General features: G+C 71.5%; 29 protein-coding genes. 15 read left to right on the top strand and 14 right to left on the bottom strand.

The features are described from left to right. Positions 1 to 120 precede the first annotated feature (120 nt). On the top strand, positions 121 to 651 hold the full coding sequence (locus tag J7E97_RS22970; RefSeq protein ID WP_251054988.1) for a DUF5133 domain-containing protein: 531 nt from the start codon (positions 121 to 123) through the stop codon (positions 649 to 651). Positions 652 to 684: 33 nt separating this feature from the next. On the opposite strand, the gene J7E97_RS22965 is transcribed toward J7E97_RS22970, so the two are convergent. Next, positions 685 to 1,527, bottom strand: coding sequence for a class II glutamine amidotransferase (locus tag J7E97_RS22965; RefSeq protein WP_215030536.1), 843 nt, complete (start codon positions 1,525 to 1,527; stop codon positions 685 to 687). Between the two features lie 302 nt (positions 1,528 to 1,829). Here J7E97_RS22965 and J7E97_RS22960 point away from each other — a divergent pair, with 302 nt between their 5' ends. After that, positions 1,830 to 2,237: a hypothetical protein gene (locus J7E97_RS22960; RefSeq protein ID WP_215030448.1), complete on the top strand. Its 408-nt coding sequence runs from the start codon at positions 1,830 to 1,832 to the stop codon at positions 2,235 to 2,237. Between the two features lie 105 nt (positions 2,238 to 2,342). On the opposite strand, the gene J7E97_RS22955 is transcribed toward J7E97_RS22960, so the two are convergent. Further along, complete coding sequence (locus J7E97_RS22955) at positions 2,343 to 2,528, bottom strand: hypothetical protein (protein WP_215030544.1); 186 nt, start codon at positions 2,526 to 2,528, stop codon at positions 2,343 to 2,345. Between the two features lie 208 nt (positions 2,529 to 2,736). Between J7E97_RS22955 and J7E97_RS22950 the strand changes: the two genes are divergently transcribed. Continuing rightward, on the top strand, positions 2,737 to 3,954 hold the full coding sequence (locus J7E97_RS22950) for an aromatic acid exporter family protein (RefSeq protein WP_215030446.1): 1,218 nt from the start codon (positions 2,737 to 2,739) through the stop codon (positions 3,952 to 3,954). Between the two features lie 66 nt (positions 3,955 to 4,020). After that, positions 4,021 to 4,209, top strand: a complete 189-nt coding sequence (locus tag J7E97_RS22945) for a DUF6381 family protein (protein WP_215030445.1) — start codon at positions 4,021 to 4,023, stop codon at positions 4,207 to 4,209. Between the two features lie 122 nt (positions 4,210 to 4,331). Here the strand turns inward: J7E97_RS22945 and J7E97_RS22940 are convergent, their stop codons facing one another. Next, complete coding sequence (locus J7E97_RS22940; protein WP_215030534.1) at positions 4,332 to 4,598, bottom strand: DUF4235 domain-containing protein; 267 nt, start codon at positions 4,596 to 4,598, stop codon at positions 4,332 to 4,334. A 106-nt stretch (positions 4,599 to 4,704) separates the two neighbouring features. Next, complete coding sequence (locus J7E97_RS22935; RefSeq protein WP_215030444.1) at positions 4,705 to 4,866, bottom strand: hydrophobic protein; 162 nt, start codon at positions 4,864 to 4,866, stop codon at positions 4,705 to 4,707. Between the two features lie 145 nt (positions 4,867 to 5,011). On the opposite strand from J7E97_RS22935, the gene J7E97_RS22930 reads away from it, so the two are divergent. From J7E97_RS22930 to J7E97_RS22920, 3 genes are all read left to right on the top strand, one after another. After that, the gene (locus J7E97_RS22930; protein WP_215030442.1) at positions 5,012 to 5,185 is read left to right on the top strand and encodes a CsbD family protein; all 174 of its coding nucleotides are present in this window, start codon (positions 5,012 to 5,014) and stop codon (positions 5,183 to 5,185) included. Positions 5,186 to 5,422: 237 nt separating this feature from the next. Further along, positions 5,423 to 7,423 (top strand): hypothetical protein, encoded by a 2,001-nt coding sequence (locus J7E97_RS22925; protein WP_215030440.1) that lies wholly within the window; start codon positions 5,423 to 5,425, stop codon positions 7,421 to 7,423. A gap of 4 nt (positions 7,424 to 7,427) precedes the next feature. Continuing rightward, positions 7,428 to 8,906 (top strand): branched-chain amino acid ABC transporter substrate-binding protein, encoded by a 1,479-nt coding sequence (locus tag J7E97_RS22920; protein ID WP_215030438.1) that lies wholly within the window; start codon positions 7,428 to 7,430, stop codon positions 8,904 to 8,906. A gap of 82 nt (positions 8,907 to 8,988) precedes the next feature. On the opposite strand, the gene J7E97_RS22915 is transcribed toward J7E97_RS22920, so the two are convergent. The 9 genes from J7E97_RS22915 to J7E97_RS22875 all read right to left on the bottom strand — a co-directional run bounded on the left by J7E97_RS22915 (position 8,989) and on the right by J7E97_RS22875 (position 15,416). Then, the gene (locus J7E97_RS22915; RefSeq protein ID WP_215030436.1) at positions 8,989 to 9,270 is read right to left on the bottom strand and encodes a hypothetical protein; all 282 of its coding nucleotides are present in this window, start codon (positions 9,268 to 9,270) and stop codon (positions 8,989 to 8,991) included. Between the two features lie 152 nt (positions 9,271 to 9,422). Continuing rightward, positions 9,423 to 9,965, bottom strand: a complete 543-nt coding sequence (locus J7E97_RS22910; RefSeq protein ID WP_215030433.1) for a GNAT family N-acetyltransferase — start codon at positions 9,963 to 9,965, stop codon at positions 9,423 to 9,425. A gap of 85 nt (positions 9,966 to 10,050) precedes the next feature. Beyond that, positions 10,051 to 10,425, bottom strand: coding sequence for a VOC family protein (locus tag J7E97_RS22905; protein ID WP_215030430.1), 375 nt, complete (start codon positions 10,423 to 10,425; stop codon positions 10,051 to 10,053). A 146-nt stretch (positions 10,426 to 10,571) separates the two neighbouring features. Beyond that, positions 10,572 to 12,353, bottom strand: coding sequence for an N-acetylglutaminylglutamine amidotransferase (locus J7E97_RS22900; protein ID WP_215030428.1), 1,782 nt, complete (start codon positions 12,351 to 12,353; stop codon positions 10,572 to 10,574). A gap of 325 nt (positions 12,354 to 12,678) precedes the next feature. Beyond that, positions 12,679 to 13,146 carry a DUF3618 domain-containing protein gene (locus tag J7E97_RS22895; RefSeq protein ID WP_215030426.1) on the bottom strand — a complete coding sequence of 156 codons (468 nt, stop codon included), beginning with the start codon at positions 13,144 to 13,146 and terminating at the stop codon, positions 12,679 to 12,681. Continuing rightward, entirely contained in the window at positions 13,143 to 13,556 is a 414-nt protein-coding gene (locus J7E97_RS22890) for a phage holin family protein (RefSeq protein WP_215030424.1), read from the bottom strand. Before J7E97_RS22890 ends, J7E97_RS22895 begins: the two co-directional genes overlap by 4 nt. A gap of 136 nt (positions 13,557 to 13,692) precedes the next feature. Continuing rightward, complete coding sequence (locus tag J7E97_RS22885) at positions 13,693 to 14,148, bottom strand: DUF6098 family protein (RefSeq protein WP_215030423.1); 456 nt, start codon at positions 14,146 to 14,148, stop codon at positions 13,693 to 13,695. A gap of 85 nt (positions 14,149 to 14,233) precedes the next feature. Further along, a complete protein-coding gene (locus J7E97_RS22880; protein ID WP_215030422.1) occupies positions 14,234 to 14,938 on the bottom strand; it encodes a DUF6766 family protein in 705 nt (234 codons plus the stop codon). 82 nt (positions 14,939 to 15,020) lie between these two features. Beyond that, complete coding sequence (locus J7E97_RS22875; RefSeq protein ID WP_251054987.1) at positions 15,021 to 15,416, bottom strand: hypothetical protein; 396 nt, start codon at positions 15,414 to 15,416, stop codon at positions 15,021 to 15,023. A gap of 414 nt (positions 15,417 to 15,830) precedes the next feature. On the opposite strand from J7E97_RS22875, the gene J7E97_RS22870 reads away from it, so the two are divergent. Continuing rightward, entirely contained in the window at positions 15,831 to 16,235 is a 405-nt protein-coding gene (locus J7E97_RS22870; protein WP_215030421.1) for a cofilin family protein, read from the top strand. A gap of 106 nt (positions 16,236 to 16,341) precedes the next feature. Here J7E97_RS22870 and J7E97_RS22865 read toward each other — a convergent pair whose 3' ends face one another. Then, entirely contained in the window at positions 16,342 to 16,545 is a 204-nt protein-coding gene (locus J7E97_RS22865) for a hypothetical protein (RefSeq protein WP_215030419.1), read from the bottom strand. Between the two features lie 210 nt (positions 16,546 to 16,755). On the opposite strand from J7E97_RS22865, the gene J7E97_RS22860 reads away from it, so the two are divergent. From J7E97_RS22860 to J7E97_RS22830, 7 genes are all read left to right on the top strand, one after another. Beyond that, positions 16,756 to 17,034 (top strand): GlsB/YeaQ/YmgE family stress response membrane protein, encoded by a 279-nt coding sequence (locus J7E97_RS22860; RefSeq protein ID WP_215030417.1) that lies wholly within the window; start codon positions 16,756 to 16,758, stop codon positions 17,032 to 17,034. Positions 17,035 to 17,200: 166 nt separating this feature from the next. Continuing rightward, positions 17,201 to 17,347, top strand: a complete 147-nt coding sequence (locus J7E97_RS22855; protein ID WP_215030415.1) for a CBS domain-containing protein — start codon at positions 17,201 to 17,203, stop codon at positions 17,345 to 17,347. Positions 17,348 to 17,352: 5 nt separating this feature from the next. Continuing rightward, on the top strand, positions 17,353 to 18,162 hold the full coding sequence (locus J7E97_RS22850) for an SDR family oxidoreductase (protein WP_215030412.1): 810 nt from the start codon (positions 17,353 to 17,355) through the stop codon (positions 18,160 to 18,162). A gap of 185 nt (positions 18,163 to 18,347) precedes the next feature. Continuing rightward, positions 18,348 to 19,310 carry an NAD-dependent epimerase/dehydratase family protein gene (locus J7E97_RS22845; protein WP_215030409.1) on the top strand — a complete coding sequence of 321 codons (963 nt, stop codon included), beginning with the start codon at positions 18,348 to 18,350 and terminating at the stop codon, positions 19,308 to 19,310. Positions 19,311 to 19,442: 132 nt separating this feature from the next. Continuing rightward, positions 19,443 to 21,098 (top strand): carbamoyltransferase C-terminal domain-containing protein, encoded by a 1,656-nt coding sequence (locus tag J7E97_RS22840; protein ID WP_215030406.1) that lies wholly within the window; start codon positions 19,443 to 19,445, stop codon positions 21,096 to 21,098. Between the two features lies 1 nt (position 21,099). Then, positions 21,100 to 22,176, top strand: coding sequence for a glycosyltransferase family 2 protein (locus J7E97_RS22835; RefSeq protein WP_215030403.1), 1,077 nt, complete (start codon positions 21,100 to 21,102; stop codon positions 22,174 to 22,176). Then, positions 22,173 to 22,861, top strand: a 689-nt coding sequence (locus tag J7E97_RS22830) for an HAD-IIIA family hydrolase (RefSeq protein WP_215030400.1), incomplete at its 3' end; no start/stop codon positions are given. The genes J7E97_RS22835 and J7E97_RS22830, both read left to right, overlap by 4 nt.

Below are 22,861 nucleotides of genomic sequence, written 5' to 3'. Positions count from 1 at the left end.
TGCGACCGTCGGGGCGGTTCACCCGGATGGGCCGTTTGGTGTGCCGGAGGACTGAAAGGGGGCATATCTTGCGTATTCACCCGATCGCTCTTTGTCGTCTTGATTCGAAGGGCTTCCCCCATGTCGCAGACAGCCGATGCTCAGGTCGCTCCGGGCAGACCGCTCCTCGCCCGGCCGACGGCCGCATCGGCCGTGGGGATGCTGATGGCCACCACCCCGTGCTCGGTCCGCGACGCGGAGCAGATCCTGGCGGCGGCCGCCGACCTCGCCGACGTGAACGTGCTGGACCTGGCGGCGGCGATGACCGCCGGTTCCGCCGCCGGTTCCGCCGCCGGGACCCTACCGGTGCGCCTGGAACGAGCCCTTCGGCACGCCGTCAAGGCCGCACGCACCCCGACCCGGGCGAGGACGCCGCAGACCGGGATCCGACCTAACCGCGAGCGGGCCGAAGAGGTCCTCTCGCGTCTTCGCGGCTGCCAGGCCCGTCTGCTGGCCACACCCGCGGACCCCGGCGCCCTGCGCGCCATGGACGACGCGGCCTACACGCTGTGCGTCCTCATGGGCCGTCCCACCGCACACGGTGCGGTGCTGGCGGCAGAAGCCCTCCTCGCCGAACCGGCGCCTGACGCCCGGCAGCCGACCCGGCCGTAGCCGAGGGCAGGGAGGGGAAGGGAACGACGGGAATCAGGACAGCGGGGGCAGCTCCGGTACGAAGGGCATGTAGTCCGGCTCCTGGCCGGGTGGGACCACCACGTAGCTGGCCTCAGGAACCTCGTTCCAGACGCCCGGCAGGCCTCCGAGCGGCTCGGAGACCACGATGCGGGTGGCGTCGGAAACCTCGCTGAGGTAGTCCAGTTCCAGGTGGCGTACGGTCTCGGCGCGGCTGCTGTAGAAGAGCGACCGGGACTCGCCCCGGCTGGAATACCGGAAGGCCCAGACCCGCTCCCCGTCACTGACCGCCACCGTCATCTGGAGCGGTTCCGGTACGCCGTGCTCCTTGCCGAGCCGTTCCACGAACCCCGCCATCCTGGCCACCGCACCCGGGACGTCCTGGTCGAGGCCGAAGGTGACCGCCAGGTAGAACATCACTTCGGAGTCGGTGGACCCCTCGATGGACGGGAAGAGGGCCGGGTCCACGGCCATGCAGAGGTCCCGCTGGAGCCTTGGGAACTCCGCGATGGCCCCGTTGTGCATCCACAGCCAGCGGCCGTGGCGGAACGGGTGGCAGTTGGTCTGCTGGACGGCGGAGCCCGTCGAGGCGCGGACGTGCGCGAAGAACAGGGTGGAACGGACGTGCGCGGCGAGCTCGCGCAGGTTGCGGTTGTTCCAGGCCGGGGCGATGTCCCGGAAGACCGCGGGCGTGCCGTCTCCGTCGGCGCTGTACCAGCCGATGCCGAAGCCGTCGCCGTTGGTCGATTCGACGCCCATCCGGGCGTGGAGACTCTGATTGATCAGCGAGTGCTCCGGGCGGTACAACACGGCGTCGAGCAGCATCGGCGACCCCGAGTAGGCGAGCCAGCGGCACATGCGCGTCATCTCCTTTCCGCCTCGTCCTTCGCGGCCTGCTCCGAGCCTAACCCGGCCCCCCGCCCCTATCCCGTGCGCCGGGCCGTGGCGGCGGTGGGGGCAGACCTCCAGGGCGGGCGCCGCCCCCGTGGTCGTGCGGCGAGGCACGCGCGGTGGGGGGTCCGGTGGTCGACGGCTCGTCCTCACCGTCCACCAAGGAGAGGGCGCCGGGCGCGCGGCGAGGACGGCCTGACGACCTACCGGTAGCCGTGAAGTCCGAAGGCGAGCCCCCGCGTGCCCGGGGCGGGACTACCCTCGGCAAGGTGGAACGCGCAGAGGTACTCAAGCGAGTGATCGGCATCCTGACCGAAGCCCAGGACATCCGCCGGGCCGCCGAGACCGTGCAGGAGGACACCGGCGGCGGTGACGGAAACGGCCGCGAGGGCAGGACCGGGGACGACCCGCAGGAGGCGGCCGGGGTGGCCACGATGCTCCTGAACGAGATGCTGCCGTCGATCAGTGTGCCGGCCGACGCGTCTCCGCAGCAGGTGGCGGCGCTGGTTGCCCAGGCCCTCGGCCCGGCCCTGCACACCATGGTCTCCGGATTCAGCCTGGCGTTCACGAGCCTCGCGATCGCGCACGACAGCGGCCGGACGGACGTCTCCGCGATCGAGGTCCTCCAGGAACTCGCCCTCGAGGTCGAAGCAGGGGTCTACGACCAGGGCCCGTAGGAAAACGGGGCGCGGCGGGCGGGCCCTGGGCTCCCCTTCGGGGTCCGCCTCGGGGCCCGCCCACCGTCAGCGCTCGTCGTCGACTCGTGTCATCAGCCCGTGGCGTCAGCTCGTGTCGGCGTCCTCATCGCGGGCCATCTTCCGCTCCTGCATCCTCCTCAGTTCCTCCGGGCTCTTGCCCGCGACCGGCTTGCTGGCCTCCGGGTGCACCGGGTCCGGTCCGGGGTGCTCCTGCGCCTGCTCCTCGCGGCCCTTACCCGGCTCCTGGCGCTTGCTCTCCATGCCTTGCACGGCGTCCTCCTCTCCCCACCGGGCCCGGTCGGGTCCGATGACTCCATACCGCGCACCTACCCGCGCCGCGGAACCGTAGACGAGTACGGCGGGCCAGTCGGTCCCGCGGGGACGGGACGGAGACGGGGCGGGAGGGAGACGGCGACGGAACGGAGAAAGGACCGCACGCCATGCGTCATCCGGCCCCGTGGAGGGCAGGTGCCCGGGTATGCCGGAAACGATCAACAAGCTCGTCACCCGTGTCGCACGCCACCGTCGCGAGCCGGTCGCCGTCCAGGCCCTGCGGTCCACCGCGGCGGCCGTCATCAGCTACGTCGTCGCGCTCCGCCTGAGCAGCGAGCCGAACCCGCTGACCGCGCCGCTGACCGCCCTGCTCGTCGTCCAGGTCACCCTGTACTCCACGCTGACCACCAGCATCCGCAGGGTGAACTCCGTGGTCGTCGGCGTCCTGATCGCGATCGGTTTCAGCGTGCTGGTGGGCCTCACCTGGTGGAGCCTCGGCCTGCTCATCCTGGCCTCCCTGGTGGTGGGCCGTCTGGTGCGGGTCGACGAATTCGTCCCCGAGGTCGCGATCAGCGCCATGCTCGTCCTCGGCGTCACCCAGGTCACGGACACCGCCTGGGACCGGGTCCTGGAAACGGTCATCGGCGCGGTGGTCGGACTGCTGGTCAACCTGCTGCTGGCACCACCCCTCTGGGTCGGTCCGGCGGGTACCGCGATCACCGACCTCGCGCTGCGCATGAGCCGGCTGCTCGACCACCTCGGCGAGGAGAACCTCGGGCCTGCCAACGCCGCACAAGCCGCGGCCCGGCTGCATGAGGCCCGGCGGCTCGACAACGACATCGCGCAGGTCGACGCCGCCCTCCGGCAGGCCGAGGACAGCCTCCGGCTCAATCCTCGCGTCAAGGAGGGCCTGCTCTTCAGGCTGGTGCTGCGCACCGGGCTCGACACCCTGGAGATCTGCGCCGTCGTGCTCCGCGTGGCCTGCCGCACGCTGACCGACCTGGCCAAGGCCCGCCCCGACGGTCCGCTCTTCGACGCCGGGACCACGGCCGCCCTCCAGCAGGTACTGCGCCACACCGCGATCGCCGTGGAGAGCTTCGCCCAGCTGATCACCGCTCAGGTCAGCGCCAACGCGGAAGAGGCCGAGGCCCGCCTGACCGGGGAGCTGTCCGTGGCCCGGGGCCACCGCGACCGGCTCGCTGAGCTGCTGCGGGCCTCCGCCCGCGAGGATCCGGCGCACTGGCAGCTGCGCGGCGCGCTGCTCACCGAGATCGACCGGGTCCTCGACGAGCTGGACGTCGAGACGCGTTCCCAGCGCCTGCTGGAGGAACTCGACCACCACGCCCGCACCCGGCGCACGGGCGGCCTGCGGGGACGGCTACCGGGACGGCTGTGGGGGCGGCTACGCGGGCTGCCGGAGTGAGGTGGCGGGCGCCCGCCCCCGCTGCTTGGCTGGAGGGGCCCGCATTCCCCGAACCGAGGATTGATCATGAGCGGCGAGAACCAGCCGAGCGAGCGAGCCCGGCAGATGCGTGACAAAGCCCAAGAACTGGAGCAGGCGGCGCAGCACGCCACCGACCCCGCGGAGCGACAGCGCCTGACGGCGAAGGCCCTGCACATCCGGCAGAAGAGCGAGCAGGAGAACGGCAGGGGCAGCGGAACCATGGACCCCATGTAAGTGCGGGCGCGTGGTCGGCACGCGGATGCGGGCCGGTGCGGACGGGGTCCGCGCCTGCCCGCATCGACGTACGTGGCTTCCATGTGTGCGACCGGCGGTCACAGCAAGCACGGGCGGCGGGTTCACGCCGGCCAGGTGCCCGTCACCCGCCGGGTCGCGACGGCCCCGGAGCGGTCGACAGCAGCCTTCACGACGGCAAAGATCGCACCCTGGAGCCCGGCGGCGATGAGGATCTCCTTCCAGGAGCGGTCCTCGTCGGTGGCACCGGGAGCGTCACCCTCCCCCTCGACCCACTTCCAGACCTGCTTGAACGCCATTCCGGCGATCATGCCGCCGACGGCACCGAGAACCAGTCCGACCGGCTTGTAGGCGATCTTGGATGTCTTCACGTTGTCGTTCACCTTCTTCTCTCCACCGTTCAGACGCGTGAGGGGGCCCGAACTCATCGAGTCCGGGCCCCCTCCGCTGGTCAAGGCCAGTACCGTCTCCCTCTCCCTACCAGCGGTACCAGCGTCCGCTGCCGCTCTTGGGGCGGGCGACGAAACCGATGAGCCAGAGCACCAGTACGGCGATCGCGACCCACCACAGGATCTTCAGGGCGAAGCCCGCGCCGAAGAGGATCAGGATGAGCAGAAGAACCAGAATGAGGGGAACCATTGTTTATCAACCTCCGAACAGGCGTGTGCCCCGCCATTGCGGTCCCACACCCACGAAATGCGCGGGGCGCGGCTGTTTGCCGTCGGACAGACGGGTCAGAAGAGGTGATGGAACACGTTTCCTACCGCACAGGGAGTGATCAAGCGTGTCGGGTGAGCAGAAGAACAAGGCCAAGGTCGAGCAGGCCAAGGGCAAGATCAAGGAAGTCGCGGGCCGCACGGTCGGGAACGAGCGGATGGAAGCCGAAGGCCGTGGGGAGCAGATGAAGGGTGACGCGCGCCAGGCGAAGGAGAAGGCCAAGGACGTCTTCAAGCGCTGACCGCTCGCGCGCCAACCGCTCGCGCGCTGACCGTTCACGCCGATGGGGCGGGGCCGAACCGTACGACGGTTCGGCCCCGCCCCCTTTGGTCTCCGCGGCGCGTGCCCCGCCGGGCCAAGGCCGTCCGGCGGGCGGAACGGACCGAAACGAATCAAGGAGCGGAAACCCCTGTCTGACTCCGGCTCCGGATGGCAGTCTCTAGTCCTCGGAACCGTTGTCCTGGGGGGGTCACGCGTGATGGAGCCGGGTACGGGCATCGGCCTGCGGGGCCGCGGCGGCATCGTGTCGCTCGTCGAGGCGTGCCTGAAGCAGGACCCGGCGGCCGAGCGGCCCCTGACCATGCTCCTCGGCCCGGCCGGCAGCGGAGCCAGCGAGGCGCACAGCGCACTGATGGAGCGCTTCGGGCCCGAGTACCCCTTCGCCTTCGTCAACTTCGGCGGGTCCCAGTCCCTGCTGCCGCGCTACGCCCTCGGACTCCTGGCCCGCCAGCTGGAACGCAAGCTCCCCCGCTACGGCCGCTCCCACTTCCCGCTGCTCAGCCTCGGCCTGCTCGCCTCCGACCAGGAGCTGCGCATGCGCAGCCTCGCCGAGGGCCGGCGCGCGGTACAGCGCCAGCTCGATCGGTTCCAGGAGGAGAACGAGGCCCGGCACGGCGACTACCTGGCCGCCTTCTTCGAAGTGGGCATGGGCGCGGTCGGCATGCCCGAAGGCGCCTCCACCGCCGCGCTCGCCCTCTTCCAGGACGCCCTGCGGCGCGGCCGCCGCACCATGCCCGGTCTCCTCGGCGGCAGGCTGGGCAACCGGCTCACGGCCGGGGCCCACTGGTACGGACGCCACCCCATGACCCGCAGCGCGGACCCCATGGAAGCCCTCGTGGAGCTCAACCTCTGGCGCCACGAGGGGGACGAGAACGAACAGGAGCGGCTCGACCTCGTCCTCTTCTCGGCCTTCCTGGAGGACCTCAGGCGCAATACCGTCCGCAACTTCATGCCCCGCTCCTACCTGCTGCTCCTCGACAACTCCCACACCGAGTACGGCCGCCGCTTCCTCGACCTGCTGCTGCGCTCCCGGCACGACGAGACGGTCGTGGCCGGCCACGCCAGCGATCCGCTGACCGTCGTCGCCAGCTCCAACCGCTGGCTGCCCCGCTGGGGCCCGGCCACCGGCGACTCCTGGCCCTGGCAGCTGCGCGGCCCCGACCGGGCCTCCCTGGCCGACTGGGACGCCCACCGGCCGACCCGCGACAGCGAGGACACCTGGTGGTACCCGTTACGCCTGCGCGACCTCAACCTGGACGAAGTGCGGATCCGCATCGAGCTCCAGCTCGGCGGGCACAGCGACCTAGCCCCGCTGACCCGTCTCACCCCCTTCGTCCACCGGCTCACCGGCGGCCTGCCGCGCGCCGTCCACCAGGTGCTCGACGTACTGCGACAGGCCGGGCCGCCCCCGGACTCGGGCCCGCAGCAGGACCGTTGGCTGTGCACCCTGCCCGACCGGCCGCTGCGCACCGGCGAGGACTCAGCCACCCTGGCCGACACCGCCCTCGGCCACCTCCTGCGCGACTTCGACGGAACCCAGCGCGCCGCCCTCGCCGAATGTGCCGCGGCCCGGGACTTCTCGGTGGCCACGCGGCTGCTCAGCCCCGACGACTCGCTGTTCGGCGACATCCGCGCCCGCTGGCTGCTGACCGGACCCGTCGCCGTCGTGCCGGTGCTCCACCCGTGGCTGCGCCGGCTGCTCCTGTGGCGGCTGGCCGCACGTCCCGAGGGGTGGGACGCCGTGCACGAACTCCTCGCGGAGTACTACCGCGACGAGGGCAAGCCGGTGCAGGAGATGTACCACCAGCTCGCCCGCGGGCGGACCGAGGAGGTCACCGCGCACCTGACGCGGCGCTTCACCGCCGTACCGGCCGCGCAGTGGATCTCCGAGTTCGACACGATCACCGCCGCGCCGAACCGCCTCCCCGCCGACAGCGGACCGCTGGAGCTCCTCGCCGGGCTCGTCCCGCGCCGGCCCGGGCGCGTGATGGACACCGAGTCCGTGATCCACACACTGGTGACCACCCGCTGGGTGTGGAGCGATCCGCTCGCCGATCCCGCCATGCGCCTCAACGACATGATCGCCGACGGCTACACCCAGCTGTCACAACTGCGGAGGAACGACATCGTGGCCCTGTTCAACGAGGCGGAGCGGCACCGTCATTGGCGCGATCCCCAGACCGCCGGCGGGGAGGGCTGAACACGTGCCCAGACTCGAATGGCCCCTGCACGTGGTACGCCGCGTCGCCCTCGCCACCGCCGCGGCCGTCGTCCTGGTCGCGACGCTCTGGCTGGGGGTCGGCTGGCTGCAGGAACGCCAGGCCAGATGCGCCGACGGGGTCGTCGAACTGGGCGCGGACAACGAGTGCGTGGGAGTGAGTGACGGCTCCTACGTCTTCGCACCGCACCTCGACGCCGTCAGCAGGAAGATCGAAGAGGAGAACCGCCGGGTCCTCGCCAACGCGGACAAGGAACCGTACGTCAGCGTCGCCTACTTCACCTCCTTCACGACCACGGCCGGGGACAGCAACTCCGCCGAAGGCGTCCGCCACGAACTCCAGGGCGCCTACCTCGCCCAGTACCGGCACAACCAGGGCGACCTCGCGGCCAGCCCCAAGATCCGTCTGCTGATAGCCAATCCGGGCAGCAAGTCGACCCAGTGGAAACACACCGTCGACGAGCTGATCGCCCGCAAGGACTCCCCCGACCGGCTCGTCGCGGTGGCCGGCCTCGGACCCAGCACGGACGAGAACCTCGCGGCCATAAGCCGCCTCTCCGAGCACGGACTCGCCATGGTCGGAGCGACGCTGACCGCCACGAACATCCAGGGCATCAACGGCTTCGTCCGGATCGCCCCCACCAACGAGGACGAGGCGTACGCGGGCGCCGGGTACCTCAAACGGCGCGGCGTCGCCACCGCCGTCGTCATCCAGGACGTGGCGAAGGGGGACCTCTACGCCTCCACCCTCGGCACCGCCTTCACCAAGGCCTTCCAGGACGGCGACCAGCACAGGCTCGTCGCGGAGCGCATGACCTACGACTCCTCCGTCAGCAGCGCCTGGCAGAACGAACTGCGCTACATGCCGGGGCAGTTGTGCCAGCAGCGCCCGCAGCTCGTCTACTTCGCGGGCCGCGGCCAGCACCTCACCCACTTCCTGGACGCGCTCTCCAACCGCAGCTGCACCGACCAGCAGTTCACCGTGTTCACCGGGGACGACACGACCAACCTGAACGCCGAGCAGCTCGCCCGGGCCGCCGGGACGGGCATCGAGGTGCTCTACACCGGCCTCTCCCACCCCGACATGTACCGCTCGGCGCCGCAGGCGGTGTCCGCGCCGTCCGCGAAGAACTTCCAGCCGGGCGGGCTACTGGACCAGTGGTTCCCGCACGACCCCCGCGAGGACGGCGGGGCCCTGATGGGCCACGACGCGGTCCTCGCCGCGGCCCACGGCATCCAGATGGCCGCCCGCTGGCAGGGGCAGGTCGCGGGCGACGCGGTGGCCCGGATGTTCCACCAGATGGACGGCACCCAACAGGTGGCCGGGGCCAGCGGGTTCATCTCCTTCCAGAACAACGGCAATCCCCGCAACAAGGCCGTCCCCATCCTGCGCCTCAACGGCAAGGGCCAGGTCGAGTTCGTCGAGGTGTCCGCGGCGGAGGGCAAACCGCCCCAGGAACAGTGACGCCGGGGAGGACGCGACAGAGCCCGGCCGGGGTGACTGCGGGCCGGCCGGGCTCTTCGCGTGCGGGAGAGTGTTCCTAGGGTCAGAACACCTCGTCGTTCAGGTCTTCTTCGCGCAGCAGGTCTTCCTCGCGGCGGCGCGAGGTCTCCTCCTGGCCCTGCTTCGGGCCCTGTGTCTGTCCCTGCTTCTGGCCTTGGGGCTGTCCCTGCTTCTGGCCCTGCTTCTGGCCCTGGGACTGTCCCTGCTCACGGGACGGCCTGCCCGGCTGAGGCTGTGCCGGGTCTCCGGCGCGATGGTGCTCCTGCGCCTCGCGGCCCTTGCCCGGCTCCTGACGGTCGTCCAGCCTGTCCTGCCTACCGCCCATGACGGCGACTCCTTTGTGCGTGGGATACGGATTCCCCCCGGACCACGCTGACACGCACCATGACGGTCCGCATCATGTCGGCTACGAAGCGAGGCACACGGGTGACGTCCGCCGCCCCGGTACGCAGCTGACCGAGCACCGGGACCACACATCTAGCCTTTCGTGCCGGGCTTCCAGTCCTGGACGAGGAGCCCGAGGAGCACCTCGTCCAGGAACTCGCCCATCACCCAGGCCGAGGAGCGCAGCACGCCCTCGCGGACGAAGCCGTTGCGTTCGGCGGAGCGCAGCATTGCGGCGTTGTCCGACAACGTCTCGATCTGCAGCCGCTGGAGGCTCCGCACGACGAAGCCGTAGTGGCACAGCGTCGCGACCACGTCGGTGCCGTAGCCCTTGCCGCGTGCGGACGGCAGCAGGCCCAGCCCGATGCGTGCGGACCGGTTGTGGGTGTCGATGCCCCAGAGCGTCGCTGTGCCGATCAGCGCGCCGCCGCCCAGCTCCACCACGGAGAAGGGGACGTGCCCCTGCTCCTCCTCGTCCACCACGAGCCGGGAGTCCTTCGAACCCGGCGCGATCGGCCGCCACGGCCGGCCCTCGGCCCGCGCGGAGTTGACCACGTCGTCGTAGAGTTCGGCCCGCAGGACCGGGATGTCTTCCTCGTGCCGGGCTCTCAGCCCGACCGTGCTGCCCTTTAGCATGCAGGCTTCTTATCCGACCCGGCCGGCCTGCGGCAAATGAATTGGAGGCCGTCGGCGGACCGGTGGTCCGCCGACGCAGACGGCCTCAGTGCAGGCAGAGGCAGAACGGATGGCCGGCCGGGTCCGCGTAGACCCGCCAGTTGGCCTCGGGGTGGAGCTGGTCCGTCCGCTCCAGCACGGTCGCGCCGAGAGCGAGCGCGCGCTTCTCCTCTCCGTCGAGGTCGTCCACGTCGAAGTCCAGGTGGAGCTGTTGCGGGCGCTCCTGGCCGGGCCATTCGGGCGGCCGGTAGCCGTCCACCCGCTGGCAGGCCAGCGGTGTCCCCTCGAACCCGTGCACCTCGACCCAGTCGGCATCGTCGGGGTCCGCGACCACCCGGCCGCCGAGCAGATCCGCGTAGAACTCGGCGAGCCGTACCGCATCGGCGCAGTCCAGCGCCACCGCCTGCAACTTTCGAATCACTTCCGACACTCCTCGCCCTCCGGCCGCTTCCGCGACGCAGCTCGTACGGGAAGGGTCGTACCCTCCCTCGCGGCGGGCATGCACGGCGACACGCCGGACGCGCACCGAACGGCAGGCCGCCCCACCGCGGCCGGCTCGTTCACACGTCAGTCGACTCCGTGCGCCTGCAGCCACATCTCCAGCGACGCCACCTGCCAGAGCGTGTTCGCGCCGCGCTTGGTGCGATGGAGGTCGGGCGCCGCCAGGAGCGCGTCCAGGAAGTCCTGCTCGAAGATGCCCCGTCTACGGGCCTCCGGGGCGGACAGGGCCGCACGCACCCGCGCCAGGACGGGAGCGGCCATGTGCCGTACGGCGGGGACCGGAAAGTATCCCTTGGGCCGGTCCACGACCTGTCTCGGGAGGATCCGGCGTCCGATGCCCTTGAGCACTCCCTTGCCGCCGTCGGCGAGCTTGAGTTCGGGCGGGCAGGCCGCGGCCAGCTCCACGAGTTCGTGGTCGAGGAACGGTACGCGCGCCTCCAGGCCCCATGCCATGGTCATGTTGTCGACCCGTTTGACGGGGTCGTCGATCATCATCGCGTGCACGTCCAGGCGCAGCGCCGCGTCCAGTGCGCTCTCGGCGCCCGGGGCCGCCATGTGTGCCCGGACGAAGCCGCGGGACGGGTCGGGGCCGGTGAGGACCCCCGGCCGCACCATCCGCAGGAGGTCGGCGTGCGAACGGTCGAAGTACACGTCGCTGTAGGAGTCACTCGCGTCGGCCCGATCGGCGGACGCGATGCGCGGGTACCAGTGGTATCCGGCGAACACCTCGTCCGCGCCCTGCCCGCACAGGACCACCTTGGCATCCTTGGTGACCTGTTCCGCCAGCAAGTAGAACGCGACGGAGTCGTGACTCACCATCGGTTCGCTCATCGCGGCGATCGCCGCGTCCAGGGCCGTCGGCAGCCGGTCGGAGGGAATCATGAACTGGCGGTGGTCGGTCGAGAACTGTCGGGCCACCAGGTCGGAGTAGGCGAATTCGTCGCCCTCCTCGCCGTTCTCCGCCTCGAAGCCCATGGCGAAGGTCGTCAGGTCCTGCTGCCCCGCCTCTGCCAGCAGTGCCACGATCAGACTGGAGTCGAGCCCCCCGGAGAGCAGGACGCCCACCGGCACGTCCGCGACCATGCGGCGCCGCACCGCGGTGCGCAGCGCATCGAGCACCGCGTCCTGCCACGCGGCCGGGTCCGCGCCGAAGTCGGCCCGCCGGGTGTAGGAGGGCTGCCAGTAGCAGTGGTCGCGGTAGGTGCCGTCGCGCTCGATGACACGTACGGTCGCGGGGGCCAGCTTGCGAACGCCGGCGAGTACGGTCCGGGGCGCGACGACGGTGCCGTGCCAGCTGAGGTACTGGTGCAGCGCGACGGGGTCGAGATCCGTGTTCACGCCGCCGCCCGCAAGGAGCGCCGGCAGCGAGGAGGCGAAGCGCAGGCGCTCCGCGGTCTGGTTCACGTACAGGGGTTTCACGCCCAGGCGGTCCCGGCCCAGGACCGTGCGCCCGGTGTGGTGCTCGACCACGGCGAAGGCGAACATCCCGTACAGGAACTCGACGCATCCGGTCCGCCACTCGGCGTAGGCCTTGAGGAGGACCTCGGTGTCCGAGTCGGAGAAGAACCGGTGTCCGAGCCCTTCGAGGCGCCTCCGGAGGTCCTTGTAGTTGTAGATGCACCCGTTGAAGACACCGGTGATGCCCGCTCGGGTATCCGTCATGGGCTGGGCGCCGTTCTCCGTAAGGTCGATGATCTTCAGGCGCCGGTGCCCGAGGGCCGCCGGCCCCTGCGACCAGGCGCCGCGCCCGTCGGGCCCGCGCGCCTCCAGATTGTCGGTCATCCGTTCGATTGCAGCCAGGTCCGGATGTCTGCCGTCGAACCTCACCTCACCGCTCAGGCCACACATGGGGCACCCCCTGCTGCCGGGTGCCGAAGGTGTGACCCTGCGGCTTCGCCGCCTTCACCAGCCTCAAGCGTGTTCATGGCTCAACACTCCTTCGAGCGGCGGTGCCGCGCTTCCCCCGCGTCGGTCAACCGCTCGTTCGTCCTGCTCTGCGGCTGCCCTCATCGGCTTGATCCATGTGCCGCGTCGGAGGAGTCGGTCGGAATCGCCAGACATGGAACCGCGAGCGGAGCGGGTGCCCGACCGCTCGCCGCGGGGCGCGGCGGGGCGACGCGCGGCAGCGGTCGGACCCGGGCCTACGGGCGCCCGCGCGCATGGGCGGCCTTGGTCATCGGCAAAGCCGTCGGCTGCGCCTCACCAGCAGGAAGACGAGCAGGGCCGTCCCGGCCACGAGCAGCGGCGTGCGGTTGGCGCGCGCCGCCCCCGCCGCCTGGCCGGCCTTCTGCCGGACGGGCTCGGGAGTCTTCTCCGCAGCGAGCTGACCGGCGCGGAGCGTCGCATGGGCGACCACGCTGGATGCCTGGGCCGCCCTGTCCGCGACGGGAGCGGGCGCCTTGTCCGCCACCAGGTGCGCGGCCTGCTCCGCCTTGGCCCGGATCTGGTCGCTGACCTGGGCGGCCTTCTCGACCGCCCGCTCCTTGACGGCCTCGGCCTTGCCCCTCGCCTGCGCTTTGACGTCCGCCTTGCCCGCCAGCGCCTCGATGGTCCGCCCGAGCTCTTCGCGGGTGTGTTCCACCTGCTCGCGCAACTCATGGGGGGCGGGCGTGCCGATGTCGGTTCGACGTTCGTTGGTCATCGGTGTGCCTTCTCCTTGATCTCGGCCAGGTCGGCTTTGAAGCTCTTGATGGCCTGTTGCGGAGCGGGCGTTCCGGCCTTGGCCACCTGCTGCTTCCCGAACAGGGCCACGACGGCCGCCAGTGCGGCCAGCGCCGCCCCGACGAGGAGGGCCGAAGCCCACAGCGGGAGTACCAGGGCCAGGGCGGCGACGCACGTCGCGGTGAAGGCCTGCGCCGCCAGGATGCCGATGAGCCCTGCCGCGCCGAAAAGACCACCGCCCTTGCCGAAGCGCCTCCCCTTCTGCGCCATTTCCGCGCGGGCCAGCTGCATCTCCTCGCGAATCAGCTCCGAAATCTGCTGGGAAGCGCGCGAGACCAGTACTCCCACGGGTTCTTCGGTGGTGTGAGCCCGCCGCTCTATCGTGCTCATGACGTGATCACCTGCCTGCCTCCTCTTGGACGTGTGCAGCCTGTCGTCACGGCGCGGCTACCCAGCAACCGGACGGGCATCCATCCCCGGACGCCCCCGATTTCGAGTCCAACCGGTACGGGGCCGGCGGCGCCCATCAGCCGTGGCGGTCGAGCGGGCCCCATGCCCCTTGCTGCCGCTCGATCTCCTCTTGCGCCTCGGCGATGACCTTCCGGTCGATCCAGCCCAGCGGCTCCACGTCCCGAACGAGGGGTTCGTTGTCGGGCCCGCGGCCGACCTCCGCGCCGTACAGCAGCCACGGCCTCACCCGGCGGTCCTTGACGACCGGCAGGTGGGAGTAGTCGTACAGGCGCCGCGCGGCCCACGTGCGGAGGGGCCGCTCGCCCCACCAGTCCTCGATGTCCATGGGGTTCGCCGACAGACCCGGCAGCTCCACACCGGTGAGCTCGTCCCGGCTCGACGGCTCGGGAAGATCGGCCTGGGGGCCCATGGACCAGCGCACGTACAGCCCGCGCCGGTCCGCCAGCAGGCCGCCCAGCTCGTCCAGCGACCCGATGACGGCCATTTCCGTTGTGTCGTGGGCCTCGTACATGCGGGGCGGCTACCCGCCCGCTCCCCGTACCACTCCCCCGTCCGTCGTCCCGTCGTTTTCCCCACGCGCCGCGCGCCCAGGACCGTCAGCCCTCGACGCCGGTGGACGTGTGGGGGGCGCCGACGGGCTTGGACTCGGGTGAGCCGCGCTGGCGCAGGTAGACGGACAGGATGACCATCGCGGCGACGGCCAGGAGCTCGGACTGCCAGTTCTGCAGGGTGCGGCTCCAGAAGTCCGGCTGAGCGAGGTAGGCACCCCATCCGACGGGGTCTTGCAGCTGCCGGAGCCGCTGTTCGTCGTACGCCGCCATGCCCGTGATCGACTGCGCGAACCACGAGGCCACGAACAGGCAGCCCATGACCAGCCCGAGGGAGCGCGCGTACAGCCGCTGCCGCCAGTCCTTCGTGCCGGCCCAACGGGGCGAGTCCGCCTGCGCGTGGTCGCCCAGCCGCTGTTCCCGGTCCGACTCGGTTCCGGTCTTGTGGAGCTCCTTGGACTCGGGGGAACCCCGCTGGACGAGCCAGACGGTGCCGAAGATGAAGAGGAAGAACTGGAGGAACTCCGACTGCCAGTTCTCGGTGACGTCCACGGCGAAATCCGAGGTGGTCACGTACTCGCCCAGGCTGATGCGCTGGAGCCCGTCGACGGTGAGCTGGTCGTTGAACTCGGCGTGTCCGGCGATCGCCTGCCCGACCAGGACCAGCAGGAACGCCGTCCCGAAGGTGAGGGTGAGGCTGTTGTCCCGCCAGAAACCGCGGGTCTGCCGCTCCTGCTGCCGGTCGTCGCTCATCGGTGCATCGCTCCGATCGCGATGAAGTACCCCAGTCCGCCGACCACCACGACGAGGCAGGTCACAAACAGGAAGCGCATCGTCAGCCGCCCTTCAGCGTGCACTGGTAGGGCTGTTCCCCCTGGGGGGTGCAGCCGGCCGCCACAACCTTCCACCCGCCGCTGAACCGGGACAGGAACACCGTGTCGCCGTCGAGCCGCAGCATGGCCTGGCGCCCGTACACCTCAGTGGCGAGCACCGCTCCCGACCTCGGCAGCTCCTCCCCCGTCAGCGCCTGTGCGCACGGTTTCTGCTCGTCGTCCTGGAGCTGCCGCAGGGTTTCCGGTGCCAGGAGCCGGCAGGCCTTTTCGTTTTCTCCGGCCGAAAGGGCCCGTACGAAGGCCTCGCCGGCCGACTGCGCCCCTTCCACGCGGGCGGCGGACGCCCCGCAGGCGGTCACGAGCGCACCCGTGACGCATACCCAGAGGACGGCGCCCACCCTCGTCCGCCTCACCGGTGGCGCCCAACTCCGGGCGGCACGATCACGTCCACGCGACTTCTCCCTGTACGAGGCCAAACCGGAACCGCATCTCCTACCTATGCCCCGCCCCTGCCGCCACATCCGCCTCTGCCCCGCCACACCACCCGCCCGGCCCACGCGCCGGCGCCGCCGCGGCCCGGTCACGGCTCCCGCCGCGAAATCGGAGGAAATCGGAGAGAATCTGAGCGAATCGGAGGGAGTCAGGGAGATCGTGCGCTCCGCTGGCGCCCGCTCTGACCGCCCCCGCCCGGGGCCCGCCCCGGGCCCGCCCCGACAGTCGGGCTTAAGCCTTCGTCGGGCCCGCCCGGAACCTGGCGCGTGTCGGTTCGTTGGGCCACGCGACCCCGCGCAGCCCGGCCGGAAGGACCTCTCGTGAGCAGTGGTATCGACGTGGACAGCAGTTCTGTCAGGGCCTTTCTGGAGCTGAAGAGCAGGCGGGAGGTCAACACGGTGATCTACCTCATCGACGACACTTCCGACGCGGTCGTCCCCGGGCTCCACGGGAATCTGACACTGGACGAGCTCCAACAGGCTCTGCCCGCCGACGAGCCGCGGCTGATCGTCTACGACCTGACGTTCGCCGCGGCCGACGGAGCCCGCCGCAAGGAGATCGTCCTGATCGAGTGGATGCCCGGAGCCGCCGTTCCCCGGGCCCGGGCCGCCTACGCGGCGGCATCGACCGCCCTGCGCGGCACGCTCGACGAGATCCACGTCCGCATTCCGGCCACCGAACTCTCCGAGCTGGAATACCGCCACCTCGTGGCCCGGGCCGTCTGACTCCCGAGGCGAGGGCGCCGTCGCCCGCCTCCCTGCCGGACCTTCGTCAGGTGCCGTGGCGTTACGCACGGCGCCGGCCCGGCTGGTGGCGAGGGCGGCGGCCGCCTCAGCGGTCCCCGGAGGCGTTCTCCGCGGTCTGCAGGGCCTGACCGGCGATGGTCAGCGCTTCTTGGTCCTGCCCGGCGCTCTTGGCCGCCTTGGCCTGGCGAAGAGCCACGTCCAACAGTTCCCTGGTGTGCTCGGGCAGGCCGGTCGACGCCGCCGCGTCTTCCAGGCGGCGGATGGTGTCGCTCACGAGGTCCTCGGACACGGCGCGTCCTCCTTCGGTACGGATCTGGGGCGTACGACGCTGCCACGGAGCCGGCGGACGGCGGGGACGGCGGGGACGGCGTGCGGCGGAACCACTCTGATGGTGCAGGCAGGAGTGCCGGATCGGAGCCACTTCGCGGGTCTGACGTTTATCGCGGCCGGGCGGGTGCAGACGAGAACTGACAGCCTTCGACTCGACGGGAGACACACCATGGGCATCATCGCCTGGATCCTCATCGGCCTGCTCGCCGGCGCCATCGCCAAGGCTCTGATGCCGGGGCGCGACCCGGGCGGCATCATCATCACGATGCTCATCGGCATCGCGGGCGGTCTGCTCGGCGGCTGGCTCGGCAAGGTCATCTTCGGCGTCGACTCCATCGATGGCTTCTTCGACCTCTCCACCTGGATCGCCGCCATCATCGGTTCCGTGATCCTGCTCGCCGTCTACCGCCTCGTCACGGGAGGCCGCCGCTCGCACCGTCACGCCTAGTGCTGTGGCCGGGGGAAGGGGCCGCACCCCGTGGGGTGGGCCCCTTCCCCATGTGGCCCGCGGGAACGCGCGGCATGTGGTTCACGGGCGCCCCTGCCTTGTTACATCCGGTTCCGTCGGGGCAGGCGCGCCGTGAGAGACGCTTCTGGATGCGGAAGGAAAAGCCATGACTACAGCACGCGACATCATGACGCCCGGCGCCGAGTGCATCGATGCTGACTCAACCGTCCTGGAGGCGGCCGAGAAGATGGCTCGTCTCGATGTCGGAGCGCTGCCCATCTGTGGGAGCCTGCAGGCCACCTCCTCGGGCTGATCCCCATGGACACATCAGGCCCGGCCCGCCCCTTGGCCGTCGTCACCGGCGCCTCCAGCGGAATCGGGTTCGAGCTGGCCCGTACGTGCGCGCTCCACGGATACGACCTCGTGGTGGCCGCCGAGGACGAGCTCCTCGATGAGTCGGCGGCCCGCCTGCGCGTGTACGGCACCGCCGTGCACGCGGTGCGTACGGATCTGGCCACCTACGACGGCGTCGAGGTCCTCATGGGGCAGTTGCGCACCCTCGACCGTCCCGTCAATGCGGCCTTTCTGAACGCGGGCATCGCCAGGGCGGGCGCGTTCCTCGAAACCGATCTCGCCGACCTGGCCCGGGTGATCGACGTCAACGTCTCCTCCACCGTGCACTTGGCGCGGCGGCTCCTGGAGGGCATGACCGCGCGCGGCGCGGGCCGACTGCTGATCACCTCTTCGGTCGCCGCCGAGGTGCCCGGGCCGTACAACGCCGTCTACAACGCTTCCAAGTCCTTCCTGCAGTCCTTCGCCCTCGCCCTGCACGAAGAGCTCCGGGGCACCGGGGTGACGGTCACCTCCCTGCTGCCGGGTACCACCGACACCCCGTTCTTCGTCCAGGCGGGCCTGCTCGACACCCGTCTGGGGCGTTCGAAGAAGGACGATCCCGCGCTCGTCGCCCGACAGGCGTTCCGCGCGCTCATGGCCGGCCGCTCCTCGCAGGTGGCCGGTTCCGTGCGCACCAGGGCCCAGGAGCTCGCCACCCGGGCCCTTCCCCTCGGGACCAGGGCCGCTCTGCACTCCCGGTGGGCGCGCCCGCACGGAAGCCCCAGTCACCTCTAGGAAGGGCCAGGGGGTGAGCGCGGCCACGCCGCGTCATCACCCCGATGGCCCTCTCTCGATGCCGTCCCTCATGGGCTGGGGCAGGCTGATGCCGTCCCTGCGGGCTCGTCCCGGGCAATGAGCGGGCGCACGAGCCGCCCCTCCAACTCCTGCGTCCCGCGCCTTTCGTTCACGAGGGGATCCCTGTGGGCACATCTCAGGCTCCGCGCTGGCAGCACGCAGTCGTCACGGGAGGTGCGGGCTTCGTCGGATCGCACCTCTGCTCCGCCCTGCTGGCCGCAGGGAGCGCCGTCACCTGCGTGGACGACTTCAGTACGGGACGTCCGGAAAACATCTCCGAGCTGATCGGCCGCCCCGGATTCACCCTGGTCGAGGCGAACGTGTCGCGTCCCTTCACCGTGGACCGCGACCCCGACCTCGTCCTGCACCTGGCGTCGCCCGCCTCTCCCGCCGACTACCTCCGGCTCCCGGTGCACACGCTGGAAGCGGGCAGCCTCGGTACGCGCAATGCTCTGGAGCTGGCGCACCGCAGCGGGGCGCGGTTCCTCCTGGCGTCCACCTCCGAGGTGTACGGCGATCCGCAGGAGCACCCGCAGAACGAACGGTACTGGGGCCACGTCAATCCCGTCGGTCCCCGGAGCGTTTACGACGAGGCCAAGCGCTTCGGCGAGGCGCTGACCGTGGCGCACGCGTCGGACCGGGGAACGGACGCCTGCATCGTGCGGCTGTTCAACACCTACGGCCCGCGCATGCGGGGGTACGACGGCCGCGCCGTTCCCACCTTCATCCGTCAGGCGCTGGCAGGAGCCGCGCTGACGGTGACCGGTGACGGCCTCCAGACCCGCTCGCTGTGTTACGTCGAGGACACCGTCGCCGGGATCCTCGCCGCGGCCGACCACGGCATGCGCGGCCCGGTGAACATCGGCAACCCCGCCGAGCTGACCATGCTGGAACTGGCCCGGTGGATCGTCGAACTCACCGGCTCGCCCTCGGACATCAGCTTCATCGAACGGCCGACGGACGACCCCACCGTGCGCTGCCCCGACATCACGCTGGCCCGGGACAAGCTGCAATGGGAGCCGCGGGTCACGGCAGAGGACGGGCTGCGCCGCACCATCGCTTGGTTCCGGGCTCACACGGACAGTTGAGACCCGGCTCACCGACGCCGATGCCGACGCCGACGCCCATGCCGACGCCGGCCCCCGCCCGCCGCAGCTGACGACAGCCGGTGCCGCACGTCGCCCGACCGATCTCCGCACAGCCGAAAGGCCTCCGTCACCATGCGCATTCTCGGAATCAACGCGCTCTTCCACGACCCCGCCGCCGCGCTCGTCATCGACGGCCGAACGGTGGCCGCCGCGGAAGAGGAGAGGTTCTCCCGTCGAAAGCACGGCAAGCGACCGGTGCCGTTCTCCGCTTGGGAACTGCCGGAACAGGCAGCCGCCTGGTGTCTTCGGCGGGCCGGGCTGCGCCCGCAGGACCTGGACGCCGTCGCGTACTCCTACGATCCGGCTCTGGCCAGGCCCGCGGAGTCCATGGGCCTGCACGACCCCTGGGACCATCTGCGCCAGACGTACGCACAGCAGGCCCCGCAGTTCCTGGCGACGGCGCTGCCGGGACTCGATCCCTCCCTCGTGCACTTCGTACCCCACCACATGGCACACGCCGCTTCCGGCGCCTTCGCCGCCGAGGACGCGCAGAGCAGTTCCGTACTGGTCCTCGACGGGCGCGGCGAACGTGCTTCCCATCTGGCGGCCCGCCGGACCGGCACCCGGCTCGAACCGCTGCACGCCCAGGACCTCCCCCACTCGCTGGGGCTCGTGTACGAGGAACTCACCGGTCACCTCGGCTTCTTGCGGTCCTCGGACGAGTTCAAGGTGATGGCCCTCGCCTCGCACGGGACCCCGCGCATGCTCTGCGAGCTGCGGCGGTACGTGTACTCGACGGGCGACGGCGGCTTCCACGCGACCGGCGTTCCCTGGGCGGAGTTCTGTCCGGCCCGTGGCCCCGACGAACCGTGGACCGCCGCCCATGCGGATGTCGCGGCGAGCGCCCAGGCCGTCCTGGAGGAGACGCTGCTCGACCTGGTCCGCTGGCTGCACGGGCGCACCCACGACGACGTGCTCACCCTGGCCGGGGGCGTCGCCCTCAACTGCGTGGCCAACTCCCGCATCGCCCGCGAGGGGCCCTTCTCCCGGGTGTGGGTGCAGCCCGCGGCCGGCGACGCCGGTACGGCGCTGGGCTCCGCGCTGCTCCTCGCCGCCGGTACGGGCGAGGAACCCGAGCCGATGGCCGGTGCGGACCTGGGACGCGACTGGTCCGACGCGGAGCTCGGAGCATGGCTCAAGACCGCGGGGGTGCCTTTCGAACGGCCCCCGGACATCGCGGCGACCGTCGCCGAGGCGCTCGCCGACAACGCGATCGTCGCCTGGTTCCAGGGCCGGGCGGAGTTCGGTCCGCGGGCCCTCGGGCACCGCTCGCTGCTGGCCCATCCGGGGCACGCGGGAAACCTGGAGCGCCTCAACGACGTCAAGGGCCGTGAGCAGTTCCGCCCGGTGGCTCCGATGGTGCTGGCGGAACGGGCGTCCGAGATCTTCGACGGCCCGCTGCCCAGCCCGTACATGCTCTTCGTCCACGACGTGCACCCCGACTGGCGCGAACGCATCCCGGCCGTGGTCCACGTCGACGGCACGGCCCGCATCCAGACGGTGGACCCGGCGCGCGAGCCGCTGGTGGCGCGCATGCTCGCCGAGTTCGAGCGGCGCACCGGACTGCCCGTGGTCGTCAACACCAGTCTGAACACGGCCGGCCGGCCGATGGTCGACGATCCCCGGGACGCCTTGGAGTGCTTCGGCTCGTCACCCGTGGACCTGCTCGCCATCGGGCCGTACGCCGTCTGGCGCGACGGTCTGTTCCGTGCCGGACAAGGAGATTGAGATGACATCGGTGCTGACGTCACCGCCGTACGCCGTCGTCGTGCCCACGATCGGCCGGCCCAGTCTCGGGGCATGTCTGCAGGCTCTCGCGGCGGCCGCGGCCGACGGGTACGGACCGGTGCGCGTGGTCCTCGTCCACGACCGGCCCGGCGCCGACGGCACGCCACCTCCGCTGGACGTTCCGCCCGCCCTGCGGCCCGTGACCACGGTCGTGGCCGGCGGGGCACGGGGACCCGCCGCGGCCCGCAACACCGGGGCCGCGGCCGTCGGTCCGGTGCCCTGGATCGTCTTCCTGGACGACGACGTGGTGCCGGGGCCCGGCTGGGGCGCGGACCTGGCCCGGGACCTGACGTCGGCAGCGCGGGACACCGCGGCGGTGACCGCCCGCATCGAGGTCCCGCTGCCGGCCGGCCGTCGCCCCACGGACTGGGAACGCAATACGGCGGGCCTGGCCACCGCCCGCTGGATCACCGCCGACATGGCCTTCCGGCGCGAGGCGCTGGAAGCGGCCGGAGGCTTCGACGAGCGGTTCCGGCGCGCCTTCCGGGAGGACTCCGACCTGGCCCTGCGCCTGCTCGACGGCGGCTGGACCCTGGCGTCCGGCTCCCGCCGCACCACCCACCCGGTCCGGCCCGCCGACCGCTGGGTCTCCGTCCGTCTCCAGGCGGGGAACGCCGACGACGTCCTGATGGCCCGACTCCACGGACACGACTGGTGGAGCCGGGCCGCCGCCCCGCGCGGGCGGCTGCCCCGCCACCTCGCCGTGAGCGCCGCCGCCACCGCGGCGGTGGGCTGCGCGCTGCTCGGCAGACGGGCCGCCGCCGCCGCGTGTGCGGCCGGCTGGCTGGCCGGCACGGGTGAGTTCGCCGCCGCGCGGATCGCACCGGGGCCCCGTACCCGGGCCGAGGTGGCCGTCATGGCGGCCACGAGCCTGCTCATCCCGCCCGTGGCGGTCTGGCACTGGATGCGCGGGCACGCCCTGCACCGGGGGGCCCGGCGCCGGGGGCCGGCGGCTCCGCCCGCCGCGGCCCGGGCGGCCGCTGGCGAGGGGACTCCCCGCGAGCAGGTGCTCTCATGAGGAGCCACCGCGTCGCGGGCACGTCGCCGAAGGACGGCCCCTGGCTGTGGGAATCCCCCGGTACGGCACGGCGGAGCCGTTACCGGTCCGGCAAGAACGGCGGGCTCCCGGAGGCTGTTCTCTTCGACCGCGACGGCACGCTGGTCGTCGACGTCCCGTACAACGGCGACCCGGCCAGGGTCGCCCCGATGCCCTTCGCCCGTGCCGCGGTGAGCGTGCTGCGCGGACTGGGGATACCGGTCGGCGTCGTGAGCAACCAGTCGGGGGTCGCGCGCGGGCTCCTGACGCAGGACCAGGTGGAGTCCGTACGCCGGCGGGTGGACGCCCTGTTCGGTCCCTTCGACGTGTGGGCCGTGTGTCCCCACGGACCGGAGAGCGGCTGCGGTTGCCGCAAGCCCGCGCCCGGGCTGGTCCTCGCCGCGTGCGAGCGGCTCGGCGCGGCGCCCGGGCACACGGTGGTCATAGGTGACATCGGTGCCGACGTGCGGGCCGCCCGTGCGGCCGGGGCGCGCGGTGTGCTGGTGCCGACGCAGACGACCCGTCCGGAGGAGCTCGCGGCCGCGGCCGAGTCGGCGGCAGATCTGCTCACCGCGGTGCGCCTGCTGTTGCCGGGCCGTGGCCGGACGCCGGACCGGGCGCCGTCGGACCGGCCGCCGGACCGGCCGCCGTCGGACCGGGCGCCGTC

This window comes from Streptomyces sp. ISL-66 (genome assembly GCF_018614135.1).
GTDB lineage: Bacteria > Actinomycetota > Actinomycetes > Streptomycetales > Streptomycetaceae > Streptomyces.
The sequence above is the reverse complement of the archived record's forward strand: the minus strand, read 5'-3'. Positions and strand labels throughout refer to the sequence as shown.